Source organism: Variovorax boronicumulans, assembly GCF_029892485.1.
Lineage (GTDB): Bacteria > Pseudomonadota > Gammaproteobacteria > Burkholderiales > Burkholderiaceae_C > Variovorax > Variovorax boronicumulans_B.
On record NZ_JARXVG010000002.1, the window covers coordinates 361,539 to 373,908 of the forward strand.

Consider the following 12,370-nt stretch of genomic DNA (forward strand, 5'->3'; position numbering starts at 1 on the left):
CATGCGTGGGTCACAGGGCTCAGCGCTTCTCGTTCTCGCGCAGCTTCAGGCTGCCCTGGAAGCGCAGCGCGTGCGGGTACTCCTCCTTCTCGCCGGCATCCACCGCCGCCATCTTCTGCTGGCTCAGCTGCGTCTTCGCGAGCAGCGGCTCCGGCAGGTTCAGCACGCCCTTAATCTGGTCGTACTGCACCTGCGTGATGCGGCCCACCTCCTTCAGGCGGAACGCGTCGCGCTCGATGTTCAGCAGCAGCGGCTTGTTGCCCGCGAAGTTCTGCACCTTGGCCAGCAGGTCGCTCCACGACTGCGCGCTGTAGTTGCTCACGTAGTAGTCCTGCCCGGTCGGCCCGGCCAGTACCGCCGTGCAACCCGGCAGCTCCAGCTGCACCGCGTTGTTCGACATCACGAAGGTCTTGCGCTGCTCCATCGAATTGCCGTACGCCAGCGTGACGGGGATGGTCCACGTCGAGGCCGGGAACTGGTTCTGGTTGGGGAACGACTCCTGGCTGATGTTCACGTAGGTGCGGTCGCCGGCGCATTGCGCGTCCACCGTCAGCAGCGGCACGCCCGTCTGGCGGATGAGGCTGTCACCGATGTCGCTCACCTTCTTGTCGGTGACCTTCTCCAGCGAACTCCACAGCCGCGACGGCGTGACGTTGCCGTACGCATAGTCCTTCAGGTAGATCCGCAGGCCCTTCTGCATCGCCTCTTCACCGATGTAGTTCTGGATCGTCTCCAGCACGTGGCTACCCTTGTTGTAGACGAAGATCGACGGGCTGATGAAGCCGAACGAACCTGCGTCGTTCAGGTTGCGCTGCACCGGCACCGCGGTGTTCTTGAGGTCCGCCACGATCACGTTGTGCTTGTCCAGCACATAGTCGGAGAAGCTGTAGTACTCAGGGTGGAATTTGATCGTGGTGCGCCGCTCGAACCAGCGCGCGAACGACTCGTTGAGCCACACGTTGTCCCACCAGTCGAGCGTGACCAAGTCGCCGAACCACTGGTGCGCCACTTCGTGCGTCACCACCGTCACCGAGTACAGCGTGGGCGTGGTGCCCGGCTTGGTCAGCACCGCATCGGCAAACTCGAAGATCGAGCCCCAGTTCTCCATGCCGCCGAAGCCGGTGTTGGGCTTGTTGTCGTAGCTGTCGTTGGCCGCGACGGTGTCGAACTTCTTGAAGGGCAGCGGGATGCCGGTGTACTTGTAGTAGTAGTCCATCGACACCTTGGTCCACTCCATCGCGAACTTGGCCCAGTCCGAGCGGCCCGGCGGCGTGAACCAGCGCAGCGGCATGTCGCTGCCATCGAGCGGGTTCTTGAAGGTATCGGCCAGGATGTCGAACTTGCCGCCGCCGAAGAAGGTGAGGTACATCGGCATCGAAGGCGTCTTCTCGAACGCCACGCGCTGGTAGCCGTCGGGCAGCTTCACCGCTTCGGTCTGTGCACCGTTGGACACCGTCTTCCAGTCGCCCGGCACCTCGGCCGAGATCTCGAAGGTGTGGCGGAAGGCCGGCTCGTCCCAGCCCGGGAACCACTGGCGCGCGTAGTTGGTTTCGCCCTGCGTCACGATGGCATCGCTGCTCACGCCTTCGGGCGTGGACAGGCCCACCTTGAAGATGCCGGTGGCGGCCGAGCAGAACGGGTTGCGCGCCATCTCCGCGGGCGGGCAGTACTCCGCATCGGAGAACTGGATCTTGCCGTCCCACTCCATGTGCAGCAGGTACTTGCCCTTGGCGATCTGGCCGTCGTTCAAGCGCAGTTGCACGAAGTCGCCGAGCGTCTGCGGCGTGGGGATGAGCGGGATCGCCTCGCCCGGGTTCGACACCTTGCGCAGCGTGGTGCGGCCCTTGGCGAAGTTCAGGTTGTGCGCCGCGACGACGATGGCATCGACCGGCTTGAGCACCTCGATCTCCACATCGCCGCGACCCACGAAAGTCTTGAGCGCCGCATCGGGGCGGAACCACAGCTTGTAGTTGCTCGGCCAGACGGTGTCGGGCAGTTCCATCGGCTTGGCAGACCTGTCGACCGCCGACACGGCTGCAGGCGCGGGCACGCCGTCGTCGGGTGTCTTGCCTGTGCTGTCGGATGCGGGGCCGGAAGTGATCGGGCCTGAAAGGCCGACACCCGAACCGCCACCGAACGAAGGGCCACTGTCTCCGCCGCCCCCGCAAGCCGTGACGACGGCCAGGGTCACAGCAGTGATGGCAAGATGATTCACGAGGGAGTAATTGAGTTTTTTCATGATCGCCTTCTGGTAAGGACATTGCGCTGTCCTTGCATGCAGCGGCGGGTAGCCGGTGATGCGCGGAGACGCGCGGTGATGGAAGAACAACTGACGCTGCGAACAGGCAGCACCGCACCCTCCCGGCGAACGACACGTTCGTCAGGACAAAACGGAACCACCGGAATTTTTCTTAAGTCGATGTGCCACGCACAAGCAAATGCACGCGCAACACCAAGCCACGCTGCAAGCTATGCAGGCGGCCCCAGGATGCGGGGGGTGATGGCTTCCATTCCCGTCGGCTCGCGGGTGGATGGGGTGTGGGGGGATCGGGCCTCGAGGCGGCTGTGTGCCTTAGCGCCCGCGCATCGGCGTGGCTCGTTCATGCGCAGCAGGAACGACACGCGTTGTGCTCGTCAGGATCAGAATTCTTGCGGCTCTTGTCGTTGAAATCACGCGCATTCCCTCGTCCATTGAATGCGTTCAGTTGTAGCTGATCGAATGCGACATCTCAACGACTCGCGGAACTTTTCGCTCTCAAAATGTTCGTGCGCGATAGGACGAATGGAGTCATCGCATTCGATGCATGTCGTGCGATACGAAGTTGGTTTCGCAGATGCGGCACATGCGCGGCGCGCGTACGAAAACTCGTAGTCATCGAGTGTGACGATGCGGCCACACTCGGCACCTCAAAGCGATACAGGCGCTACAAAACCTCTGAATGCGCGGCGCTCGAAGCCACGCGCGTGCGTTCGCGCAACCACAGAACGAAGCCGCAGCCGAACACCACGACCTGCGTACCTATCAGCAGCGCGAAACCTGCGAAGAAGCCCGATGCGGATGCCGCCGATGCGGTGACCGCGCCCGATGCTGAAGAGCCGTGCGACACCGCGCTGATCACGCCGCCCATCAACGCCGGCATGAAGCCCGCCACGAGGCTCCCTGCCCCATTGGTCACGCCGAATGCGCTCGCGGTGTGCTCGGGCCGCGAGCAATATTGAATGGTGCTCGGGATCGCGGGGCTCTGCAGTCCCCAGAAGAAGTTGGCCGCGACGAGGCAGCACGCCGCGGCATACGGATCGTGTGCGTTGATGGCCATCAGCACCGACAGCGCCACGCCCACGCTCGCACCCATGAAGATGAAGGGCACGTGCTCGCGTTCGATCCTGTCGATGACCACGCCGCTCAAGAGCACGGCGAGCACCGTGGCGTACTGCGGCAACGAAGCGAGCCAGCCCATCTCGCGCAGCGAGAAGCCGCGCGCCTCGTGAAGGTACGTGGGCAACCAGTTGCTGCTGCCCCAGAGATAGGCGAGCGCCGCCGATGTGAGCAAGGTAATGAGGAACAGGTGCCGCGTCTGCAGCGCGCCCTTCACGATCGCGCCCACGCGCGCCATCGCTTCACCAACCGACGACGGCCGCGCAGTGTCTTCCTTGCCGGCCGGCATGCGCACGAACGCCAGCACCAGCGGAATGCCCAGCGCGATGTTCATGATGCCCAGCACATGAAAAGAGGTGTCCCACTGGAACTGCGCGAGCAGGTAGCCCACCAGCGGATAGCCGACCGCCAGGCCCAGGCCCGTTCCCATGTTCACGAGCGCATTGGGCTTGCCGTTCTCGTGGCTCTGGAAGTGCGCCTTGATGTACGACGAGGCCAGCGAGAACAGCGGCCCCTCCGACACGCCCAGGAGAATGCGCGAAGCCAGCAGCAGGCCGTAGCTGTTGAACATCGGCGATGCCCAGGTCACCACGCCCCAGAGAACCAGCCCATAGACCAGGCTGCGCCGCACGCCGAAGAGCGCCGAGCAGAACGGCGTGAGCACGAAGGCCGACACGCCATAGCCGAGCATGAATGCCGTCGCCAGCAGGCCCTGGCTCACGCGGTCGTTCGCCGCAAGGCCCACGTGGTTCAGGAACGCGGCGTCGGTGATCAGCACCGCGATGTTGATGCGGTCCACGTACGAGATCGCGACGATCACGAACAGCGTGACGACGCCGTACCAACGAAAGTGTTTGCTCTGCATGGTGTTGCTGTTTCTGCTGTGTGGCGGCGCGTGCGCCTAGAACATGTGGCGCATGCCGAACTCGGTGCCGCTGGACGCACGGTTGCGCGCCGTGATGGCACCCGAGAGCGCCTGCGCGGCACCGTTGCTGTTGCCGATGCGCGCGATGGTCGCGTACAGCGCAGTGCGCTTGGAGAGGTTGTGCACGTAGCCGATGGCCAGCTTCGACGAGGTGGGCTTCAGCGCGGCACCCGCCGGCTCCAGTCGGTAGCGTGCGTACGAAGCCTTGATCTCGCCGACGCCGACGGGCAGCTGGAAGCCGATGAGCGCGCCCTTGGCCTCCGTGGTGCCCTTCGACTCCGTGTACAGCTCGCTCGTGAGCTTCAGGTTCATCAGCGACGGACCGAAGGTGTACGCCGCACCCAGGTTGGTCACGCGCAGGTCGCCGCTCGCATAGCGCGTCTTGCCGGTAGCAATGGCGATGTTGAGGCCACCGCTCTGGTAGCCGAATCGCAGCCCCGTGTGGTTGCCATCGCGCTTGTTCGACACCAGCGTGCCCGGCAGCACCGAGGTCGAATCGTTCTCCCCCATCGCGTACATCACCTGCCCGTAGAACCCGCCGAGCGATGCCGGCAGCAGGTAGCCGATGCTGTTCGATGCGCGCGTGCCCGTCGGCGCGACCAGGCCGCCGAGGCCCGAGAAATAGATCTGGTTGGCACCGATGCCGCCACCCGTGCCGAAGGGGTCGAAGATGGCGGTGTTCCAGAACGCGGGCACGTAGTCGCGGCCCAGGCGCACCTCGCCGAAGGGCCCCGCGAGGCTCACGGTCGAGCGGCGGTTGAAGCTCAGCACGCCCGCGGTGCCGTTGCCGCTGGCCTGGTTGTTCGAGTTCGACGGGAAGCCCAGGGCGCTGTCGTTCTGCAAGCCCATCTCGAGCCAGAAGTTGGCCGAGTAGCCGCCGCCCAGGTCTTCGGTGCCGCGAAAGCCGAGGCGGCTGAACATGTTGCCGCTGTTGCTCAGCTGCGTCTTGTGGGCCGATCCGTCACCGCTGCCGCGTGTGTAGGTGACAGCTGCATCAACCACGCCGAAGAGCGTGAGGGAAGATTGGGCCAGCGCTCCGCCAGCCACGCTGGCCGAAGCCAGCGCGATCAAGTATTTTTTCAATGGATGTCTCGGTTGGTTTTTTCTCAGATGTCCAGCACCAGCCGCTCGCCCTTGCAGCGAGAGACGCAGATCATCATGGTCTTGTTGGACGCACGTTCGATCTTGGTGAGGATGCCGTCGTGGTGCTCGACTTCGCCTTCGAGCACAGCCGTTTCACAGGCGCCGCACACGCCTTCCTTGCAGCTGTGGTCGGGGTTGAGCCCGGCGTCGATGAGGCTGTCGAGAATCGACTTGCCCGCCGGCACCTCGACGCTCTTTCCGCTCTTCGCGCACTGCACCACGTAGCCTTGCGTGGCGCTGGGCGCCTCCACATGCAAAGCGGCAAAGCGCTCGATGTGCGCGTTGGCGTAGCCGAGCTGCTCGCAGCTTTTCTCGAACGCGTCGAGCATCGGCGTCGGGCCGCAGCAGTAGTAGTGACTCGCGGCGCCCTTACCGGCCAGCAGCGCGGCGAGGTCGGGCGGCGCGCCCTTCTCGTCGTCGAAGTGCCAGGTGAGCTGTATCGCCTTCTCTTTCGCCAGTGCCTCGATGGCATCGCAGAACGCGGCCTCCTTGCGGGTGCGCGCGCAGTACAGCAGCTCCACCGGTTTACCGATGGCCACGAGCCGCTGCAGCATGCACCAGATGGGCGTCACGCCGATACCGCCGGCCACGAGCACCGAGCGCTCGGCGCTCTCTTGCAGCTTGAAGTTGTTGCGCGGAGCCGAGATCGGCAGCGTCATGCCCACGCGCAATTGCTGGTGCACGTAGCGCGAGCCGCCACGGCTCTTGCGGTCGTTGAGCACGCCGACCACGTAGCGCTGACTGTCGCTGGACGGATTGCACAGCGAATAGCTGCGCACCAGCCCGTTGGGCAGGTGCAGGTCGATGTGGGAGCCGGCCTCGAAGGCCGGAAAGTCCACGGCGGGCGTGGCCGGCCGGAACTCGACGCTCACGATGCCGTCGGCCTCGTAGCGCATCGTGTGCACGAGGGCGTTGAGCGTGGGAGAAGACATGGGCGTGCTCGCTTCCGTGTCAGGCCGTGGCGGCTTCGGCCGTCTCGGCCAGTTGCGCAACGGCGAGGTTGCGCATGTGGCGGCGCAGGCGAACGATGCCCAGGTCGTGCTGGTACAGGTTCTCGTGCTGGTTGGCGTCGGGCTCCATCTCTTCGAGCATCACGCGGTCCTGCTCCAGCACATGCCAGTGGCGCGCCTCCAGGCGGTTCTTGTAGAGAAAGCGCCAGGTGTCGCGCTCCCAGCCCTTCGGGAGCTTTCGCACACGCCAGAAGAAGGTGGCCGTCATGCCCTTCACGATCGGCGAGAAGGCGCCGACGATGATGAAGTTGCCGCCGGGGCCGCCGGTCTTGGGGTACGGAATTTCGAGCCGCATCCAGTGGATGCCGGTGTCGGCCCACTCGGTCCAGTCGAAGTTGACGTTGCGCTGGCCTTCCTTCTCGAACACGAAGCCGATGTCGGTCGCGCGGATGCCGAACTTGGCACTCGAATCGCCCTCGGCCATCGAATGCGACTGCTTGTGCAGGTAGGTGCCGTGCATCGGGTCCATCACGTTGTCGAGCACGTAGCGGTAGTCGCCCTTCCACTCGGTGTAGCAGAGGAAGCTGCCGTACTCGGCGTCGTCGGTCAGTTGCTCGGGCAGCACCAGCGGCGGCGGAATGTCGACCGACTCCTTCGAGTTGTAGAGGAACACCGCACCCGCGCGCTCCTGCACATGGAAGTGCCGCGTGGCCTGCGAGCTTTCGAGCTTGCAGCCGGGGCTGCCGGGCACGCGCGTGACCACGCCGTCATGGCGCACCTCGACGCCGTGGTACGGGCACGAGAGGCGGTCGCCGAGGATCACGCCCTGCGACAGCGGCGCGCCGCGGTGGGGGCAGCGGTCTTCCAGCGCATGCAGCACGCCTTCGCCGTCGCGCCAGAGCGCGAGCTTGCGGCCCAGGCGGCGCAGGGAGATGGGGTTCTCCTTGATGAAGTGCGAGGGGCAGATCGGGTACCAGAGATCCTTCAGGCCGATTTCGAGCAGGTGGTCGACCGGGTCTGCGGGAACGGGTTGGATGGCGATGGTCATGGTGGGTTCTCCTCAGGCGGCCAGCGTGGCCATTTCCTTGCGGTACAGCGCCTCGGTCCAGGGCTGGCCGCCGGGCGTGGCGAGGCCGCTGTCGTTCAGGCGCTGCACGAGGCCGCCGAGGTCGTGGATGCCATCGGCGAAGGCGCGTTCGATCACGTCGCCCAGCAGGTCTTCGTAGGTGGTCGCGGGGCGCTGGCGCGCCTGGTGCGGTTGGAGATAGCGGTCTTGTTGCATCGTGGGCCTCCGGGGGTGAGGTGAAATGAAATCAGGCAGTGGCGGCGACGGGTGCGCCCAGCGGCACGGTCCAGGCGTCGTAGGCGTAGACCCAGTCGGCATTGCCGCCTTCGCGCAGCCAGTTGTTGCCGCGCGAGCCGAGCTGCACCTGGCTGGCGCGTTCGATACGGGCTTTCTCGTAGTCCTTGAGTGCATCGGCCGCATCGGACATCGACACACCTTCGAGATGGCGCGACAGCACGACGGCGTCTTCGATCGCCATGCCCGCGCCCTGCGCCATGAACGGCAGCATCGGATGCGCGGCATCGCCGAGCAGCGCCATGCGGCCCTCGGCCCAGGCGGGCATCGGGTCGCGCTCGTACAGCGCGGTCTTCAGCACCGTGTCGCAGGCATCGAGCAGGGCCCGCGCCTCGGGGTGGTAGGCCACGTACTGCTCGCGCAGTTCGTCGACGCTGCCGGGCGCGGTCCACGACTCGAGGTGCCAGGTGTCCTGCGGCGTGGTCGCGAAGATGAAGATGTCCTTGCCGCGGTTCAGCGGAAAAGTGACGATCTGGCTCTGCGGGTTCGGCCCCCACCACTTGGTGAAGGCGCCGAGGTTGGGCACGCCGGCCACGCGCTCTGCGGGCACCACGGCGCGGTACGCGACGATGCCGGTGAAGCGCGGACTCTCGGCGCCGAACATCGCGGTGCGCACGCACGAATGGATGCCGTCGGCGCCGAGCAGCACGCCGACGCGGGCGCTGGTGCCGTCGGTGAACGAGAGAGTCACGCCCTCTTCGTCCGCGGCGATCTTCTGGGCGCGCTTGCCCAGGGCGACGCGCTCGGCCGGGAACATGTCGGCCAGTGCGGCCAGCAGGTCGGCGCGGTGAATGGTGAGCTGCGGTGCGCCGTAGCGTTCCTCCGCTGAATCGGCCATTTCCAGGCGCGAGGTTTCCTCGCCGGTGTCGTAGGTGCGGCTGATGCGGTGCGACGGGCGCGCCGCTGTCACGCGGGCTGCTTGGCCGACGCCCAGGCCATCGAGGGCGCGCACCGCATTGGGCGTGAGGTTGATGTCCGCGCCGACGCGGGCGAACTGCTTGGCCTGCTCGAACACGACCACGTCGTGCCCTGCGCGCCGCAGCGCGATGGCAGCCACCAGGCCTCCGATGCCGGCACCGACGATGCCGATGGTGGATTCGCTTGTCTTCATGGATGTCTCTCTGTTCGTTCTTTCTTGCATGCGGCTCACTCGGCCACGATGTTTCGGGCCTTGATGATTCGGGCCCACACGGCCGTTTCTTCGCGGATGTGCGCAGCGAATTCGGTGGGCTTCATCGCCGCATCGGTCATGCCCTGCACCTTCAGGCGCTCGCGCACATCGGGCTGGGCCAGCATTTGCGCCGCGTCTTTCGCAAGCTGCTCGACCACGGCGGGCGGCGTGCCCTTTGGCGCGAGGAGGCCGTACCAAGAGGTCACCGTCACGCCCTGGATGCCCTGCTCCGCCAGCGTCGGGATATCCGGCGCCGCTGCACTGCGCGTCGCCTCGGTCACACCCAACGCAATGAGCTTGCCGTTCCTGATGAAGGGCATGGTCGCGGGCAGGTTGCTGAACATCAGCGGCACCGAGCCGCCGAGCACGTCGTTGAGCGCTGGCGCCGTGCCTTTGTAGGGCACGTGCAGCAGGTCGATGCCGGCTTGCTGCTTGAACAGTTCGCCCGCCAGATGCAGGCCGCTGCCTACGCCCGGCGATGCGTACGAGAGCGTGTTGGGCTTGGCCTTGGCCATCGCCACCAGCTCCTTCGCGCTCTTGATGCCCGACGACGGCGAGGCCACCAGCACGTTGGGCGCCTTGGCGAGCATGGTGACGGGCACGAAGTCCTTCGCGATGTCGAACGGAAAGTTCGGCATCAAGGTCGGGTTGATCGTGAGGTTGCCCGCCGGCACCACCAGCAGCGTGTGGCCATCGCCCTTGGCGCGCTTGACCTTGTCGATGCCGATGTTGCCGGCCGCGCCGACGAGGTTCTCGACCACGGCCGCCTGGCCGTAGCGCTTGGCAAGGCCGTCGGACAGCACGCGTGCGAGCGTATCGACCGGGCCGCCGGGCGGGAACGGCGAGACGATGGTGAAGCGCTCGCTGGCCAGCTGTTTCTGCGCATCGCTCTGCGCATGCGCAGGCAAGGCGATGGCCAACGCTGCGGCAGCCATCAGCGAGAAAGAAAAACGTCGTTGCATGAGGTTCACCGGGTTCACTTCTTTTCGGTCAGGAAGGCGCCCTTGGGGCCTTCCGCGTTCTTCTGGCGGCGCGTGTTGCCGTCCAGACCGCCATCGACCGCCCATTCGGCGAATACCGTCGGGCCGGGCTCGAATTCCCGTGGCTGCCAGTCGGCGGTGAGCTGGTCTTCGTCGGCGTAGTACTCGATGAGTCCGCCCGCCGGATTCTTGAAGTACCAGAAGTACGCGGACGACACCGGATGCCGCCCCGGGCCGAGCTGCGTCTCCCAGCCACGACGCGAGAAATGCAGGCCACCGCCGAACACCTCGTGGATGTCGCGCACGGTGAACGCCACGTGGTTGAGGCCGCGCTTGCCCGAGGGAATCTGCAGCAGGAACAGGTCGTGGTGGCCGCCCTCCGCCGCGCAGCGCATGAAGGCGCCGCGGTTCGGGTAGCTGTCGGACGAGATGAAACCGAAGCGATCTGCGTAGAACGCGCTGGTGCCCACCACGTCGTTGACGAAGAACACCACGTGGCCGACTTCGATCGGCGTCGCACGGTCGTAGATCGGTGCGGCCTGGTTCACGCGCGGCTTGGCGTTCCAGGTGTTCATCGCGCCGCAGTCGACATCGACCGCATGCTTGCGGCTGACCTGCAGGCGCACGGCGAGGCCGTTGGGGTCGATGCAGCCGATGCGGCGCGCGCCGTCGATGGTGCTGTCGAAGAAGGCCGGGTCCGTCGCGATGGCGGCGGCGTAGCGGTCGAGGTCCGCATCGTCATGCACGCCCCACACCACCTCGCGCAGCGTCGGGCCTTCTTCCATCGCAGGCGGCAAGTTCGCCTTGTCCAACGCCGCGACGACGACCCTGCAGCCGTTGAGGCACTCGAAGACGAGTTCGTCGGGCGCCTCCGACTTCAGCGCGAGGCCCCAGTCCTCGAAGAACTGGCGGCAGGTGTGCAGGTCGTCCGCCCCGTAGGTGATCTGGTCGATGCCTAGAACGCTCATGGTCGTGTCCTCTTCAGTTCGCCCATGGGAGCGGTTGGTCGTTCGTGCCCCAGTACATGCTCTTCTGCTCCATGTACTGGAAGATGCCTTCGCGGCCCTTCTCACGGCCCAGGCCGCTGTCGCGCCAGCCGCCGAACGGCGTGGAGACCGAGAACTGCTTGTAGGTGTTGACCCAGACGGTGCCGGCCTGCACCGCGCGGCCGAGCTTCCAGGCGCGCTTGAAATCGCGGCTCCACACGCCTGCGGCCAATGCGTAGACGCTGTCGTTCGCCTGCGCGATCAGCGACGCCTCGTCGTCGAAAGGCATCGCGACAAGCACCGGGCCGAAGATCTCTTCCTGGCTGATGCGCGCGCTGTTGTCCAGCCCTTCGATGATGGTCGGCTTGTAGAAATAGCCGTTGTCGTAGCCGGCGCCGTGCGGACGAACGCCGCCCGTGCGGATGCGGCCGCCTTCGGACACGCCCAGGTCCACGTAGCGCTCGATGCCTTCGCGGTGCTTCGCCGTGATGAGCGGACCCATCTGCGTCTGCTCCGAGGCCGGGTCGCCCACGCGCAGCGCATTGGCGCCTTCGGCCAACCGCGTGAGGAACTCGTCGTAGATGCTGCGTGCGGCAAAAAGGCGCGAGCCTGCGATGCACGATTCGCCCGACGAACTGAAGATGCCGTAGAGCACGCCGTTCACCGCATGGTCGAGGTCCGCGTCGTCGAGCACCATGGTCGGCGACTTGCCGCCGAGTTCGAGCGACACCGGCATCATCTTGTCGGCCGCGATGTGGGCGATGTGCTTGCCGGTGGTGGTGCCGCCGGTGAACGACACGCGCTTGACCAATGGATGCTTCGTGATCGCATCGCCGATGACCGAGCCCTTGCCCGGCAGCACGCTCACGATGCCCTTGGGGACTCCGGCCTGCTCGCAGATGCGCGCGAGTTCGAGCGCCATCAGCGGCGTGACTTCGGCGGGCTTGACGACCACCGCATTGCCGGCCGCCAGCGCGGGCGCCAGCTTCTGCGCTTCGCTCGCGATCGGCGAGTTCCACGGCGTGATGGCGGCGACCACGCCCATGGGCTCGTGCACGCTCATCGTGACGAAGGCGCCGCGCGACGGGGTGATGGTTTCTTCGAGCGTCTCCAGCGCGGCCGCGAAGAACTGGAAGGTGGCCGCGGCGCTCGCCACGAGGTTGCGCGTTTCGTTGATCGGCTTGCCGTTGTCCAGTCGCTGCTTCTGCGCGAGCGATTCGCCTTCTTCGCGGATCAGCTGTGCCACGCGGTGCAGCACGGCCGCGCGCTCGTGCGGCAGGCGTTGCGCCCAGCCGCTGGTGCGGAAGGCGTGGTCGGCGCGGACGATGGCCTCTTCCACGTCGGCGAGGCTCGCGGCTTTCAGGCGCGCGATCGGTTCGCCCGTGGCGGGGTACAGGCTTTCATACACATCGCCGCCACCCAGGCGCCATTCGCCGGCAATGCAGATCGGGAGAAGTTCGGAGGAAATCATGGGAAGAA

General features: G+C 65.9%; 10 protein-coding genes. All 10 read right to left on the minus strand.

The window, feature by feature from the left end:
* Nucleotides 1-19: 19 nt before the first annotated feature.
* The 10 genes from M2282_RS06855 to M2282_RS06900 all read right to left on the minus strand — a co-directional run bounded on the left by M2282_RS06855 (nucleotide 20) and on the right by M2282_RS06900 (nucleotide 12,362).
* Nucleotides 20-2,239, minus strand: coding sequence for a M1 family metallopeptidase (locus M2282_RS06855; protein WP_280808021.1), 2,220 nt, complete (start codon nucleotides 2,237-2,239; stop codon nucleotides 20-22).
* 685 nt (nucleotides 2,240-2,924) lie between these two features.
* Nucleotides 2,925-4,241, minus strand: coding sequence for an MFS transporter (locus tag M2282_RS06860; protein WP_280808022.1), 1,317 nt, complete (start codon nucleotides 4,239-4,241; stop codon nucleotides 2,925-2,927).
* A gap of 36 nt (nucleotides 4,242-4,277) precedes the next feature.
* A complete protein-coding gene (locus M2282_RS06865) occupies nucleotides 4,278-5,384 on the minus strand; it encodes a porin (protein ID WP_280808023.1) in 1,107 nt (368 codons plus the stop codon).
* A gap of 23 nt (nucleotides 5,385-5,407) precedes the next feature.
* Nucleotides 5,408-6,376 (minus strand): PDR/VanB family oxidoreductase, encoded by a 969-nt coding sequence (locus tag M2282_RS06870; protein ID WP_280808024.1) that lies wholly within the window; start codon nucleotides 6,374-6,376, stop codon nucleotides 5,408-5,410.
* 19 nt (nucleotides 6,377-6,395) lie between these two features.
* Nucleotides 6,396-7,442: an aromatic ring-hydroxylating dioxygenase subunit alpha gene (locus tag M2282_RS06875; protein ID WP_280808025.1), complete on the minus strand. Its 1,047-nt coding sequence runs from the start codon at nucleotides 7,440-7,442 to the stop codon at nucleotides 6,396-6,398.
* Between the two features lie 12 nt (nucleotides 7,443-7,454).
* Nucleotides 7,455-7,676, minus strand: coding sequence for a recombinase-like helix-turn-helix domain-containing protein (locus M2282_RS06880; protein WP_280808026.1), 222 nt, complete (start codon nucleotides 7,674-7,676; stop codon nucleotides 7,455-7,457).
* A gap of 31 nt (nucleotides 7,677-7,707) precedes the next feature.
* Nucleotides 7,708-8,865, minus strand: a complete 1,158-nt coding sequence (locus M2282_RS06885; RefSeq protein WP_280808027.1) for an FAD-dependent monooxygenase — start codon at nucleotides 8,863-8,865, stop codon at nucleotides 7,708-7,710.
* 35 nt (nucleotides 8,866-8,900) lie between these two features.
* Nucleotides 8,901-9,887: a Bug family tripartite tricarboxylate transporter substrate binding protein gene (locus M2282_RS06890; protein ID WP_280808028.1), complete on the minus strand. Its 987-nt coding sequence runs from the start codon at nucleotides 9,885-9,887 to the stop codon at nucleotides 8,901-8,903.
* Between the two features lie 14 nt (nucleotides 9,888-9,901).
* A complete protein-coding gene (locus tag M2282_RS06895) occupies nucleotides 9,902-10,873 on the minus strand; it encodes a VOC family protein (RefSeq protein WP_280808029.1) in 972 nt (323 codons plus the stop codon).
* 13 nt (nucleotides 10,874-10,886) lie between these two features.
* Nucleotides 10,887-12,362 carry an aldehyde dehydrogenase gene (locus M2282_RS06900; protein WP_280808030.1) on the minus strand — a complete coding sequence of 492 codons (1,476 nt, stop codon included), beginning with the start codon at nucleotides 12,360-12,362 and terminating at the stop codon, nucleotides 10,887-10,889.
* Between the last annotated feature and the right edge of the window lie 8 nt (nucleotides 12,363-12,370).